The following is a 1,841-nucleotide window of genomic DNA, read 5'->3' on the forward strand; positions in this document are numbered from 1 at the left end:
CGTTCATGGCCTGACCGATCCGCAGCGCATCAAGCACCATATGCAGATCTGCGAGAACATCGTGAAAGACAAGTATCCTTCTTTGTACCAAAAGCACCTGACGATGTCCGGTCGGATGAAGCACGGGCTACGCCGTCGAAAACCGGCCCCAAAGTCGCGGGCGATGTTCGTCAATGGCATCGGCAGAGGTGATCCCGCACTTTTGCACAAGTTGAAGTCAGAGGAGATAATCGAGCCCAAGGGCATCGTCTTTTCTCATACCGGGCGAACCGACAACATGGTTGCCTTCCGCGCCGGTTGGGCGCCGGCGAAGACCGCGACCAAGCATCCCGTCAAATTCAGAAAGAGTGTCCGCGCCGTGGTCGACGGCGCTCGGGTGGCAAGTTGGAGCAAGGAAGTGCGCCGGAACTACAGGTCACAGAATGGCGTGATGGGTTGCTCGGCGATGGAGGAAGTAACGGCAGCTCAACTGACTGTACTGCTGCGCGATACAGACGAACATCAATGGGAATGGCTGCACCTGATTTCGTTCAAGATGGGCGGCGCTGACGGCCACGCCTCCCCTCAGAACCCGGACAATTTCGTCGCCGGCAGCTATGACTGCAACACCGAGATGATCAACATCGAAGAGGCGATCAAGCATTTCGCCACCAAGGGTGCGACGTTCGAGGTTGAGGTCAGTGCCTCGATGTACCCGAATTGCCATGTCGCGCTGCAGATCGACTACATCGTCAAGTGCAATGGCAAGGTGTTGCATCAGATCTTCTATCCCGCCGCAGCCAGCGAAGTGACGAAGGGTGAGGTGAAGCTGACGAAAGAGGCGTTCCAGGCCTATTTCGGCCTTTAGTGCCGCGTAGGATGCGATGATTGCATTAGACCTTTGCAGCGGCCTGTGAGCGATTTGGTTACAGCACCAGCGACGGCGGGCGTTGCTCTTCGATTTCCGGCACCAGGGCGCGGAAGGCGCGGACCTGCGAGACGCCGCGCATCCATTCGTAGTACAGCGCTTTGACCGAGCTGATGACGGCGCCGGCGCTTTGCATGCGCATCAGGCCGATCTCTTCATCGGTCTCCATGCTAGCGACGCCGTCCTGCGGGATTACGACGTTGTAGCCCATCGACAGAAGGCCCATCGCGGAATGGGCGACGCAGACGTCGGTTTCGACCCCGACGCAGATTGCCGTGCCGCGGCCCGTGGCCAGCACGCTGGCCATGATCGTGGCTTCGTCGACCAGGTTGAAGACATCCTTGTCGTGCACCGGTGTCCCCGGCGGCAGTGCAGCAGCGATGGCGTCTGTCACGCCGCCGTTCCGGTCGATATCCTCGGCAGTGGCGATGACAGGGACCTTGAGGTGGCGCGCCACCAGCAACAGCCACGCAACGTGGGAAGTCACGCGTTGGGACTTGGCACGGTCGTACTTGCGAAGGAAGTAATCCTGAATGTCGATGACAATCAGAACGCTGTCATTGACGTCCACCAATGATCGCTTGATCCGCGCGGCTTCATGCATTGCCGGCTACTCTCACTCATCACACCCCGACGGCAGTCTAGGCCGGATCGGGGACGATGAACAGATGGGTCACGGAATCCCTATCGCCTTGTGCGTCTGAACCGACAGGCGCCAGCGCGGGTCGGCCTTGCAGAACTCGACCGCGGCGGCGACGTTCTCGGCCAGTTTCGGGCTGTCCATCGCCTGCAGGTAGCGGTGCGAGAAGTCCAGATCGACGAAATCGTCGGGATGGTTCTCGGGCTGGGGGAACACCAGCTTAAGCTCGTCGCCCGACTTCTGGACCAATGGCTCGCCTGCCTTGGGCGAGATGCAGAGCCAGTCGATCCCGGC

3 protein-coding genes are annotated in these 1,841 nt (G+C 59.9%); 1 reads left to right on the forward strand and 2 read right to left on the reverse strand.

Annotated features, from left to right (window positions below; translation table 11 throughout):
- Window positions 1-847, forward strand: an 847-nt coding sequence (locus tag AAF563_25575) for a hypothetical protein (protein ID MEM7124672.1), incomplete at its 5' end; no start/stop codon positions are given.
- A gap of 58 nt (window positions 848-905) precedes the next feature.
- Here the strand turns inward: AAF563_25575 and AAF563_25580 are convergent.
- Window positions 906-1,511: an isochorismatase family protein gene (locus tag AAF563_25580; GenBank protein ID MEM7124673.1), complete on the reverse strand. Its 606-nt coding sequence runs from the start codon at window positions 1,509-1,511 to the stop codon at window positions 906-908.
- A gap of 69 nt (window positions 1,512-1,580) precedes the next feature.
- On the reverse strand, window positions 1,581-1,841 hold a 261-nt coding region (locus tag AAF563_25585; protein ID MEM7124674.1), incomplete at its 5' end, for a 7-carboxy-7-deazaguanine synthase.

This window comes from Pseudomonadota bacterium (assembly GCA_039028155.1).
GTDB lineage: Bacteria > Pseudomonadota > Alphaproteobacteria > SP197 > SP197 > JANQGO01.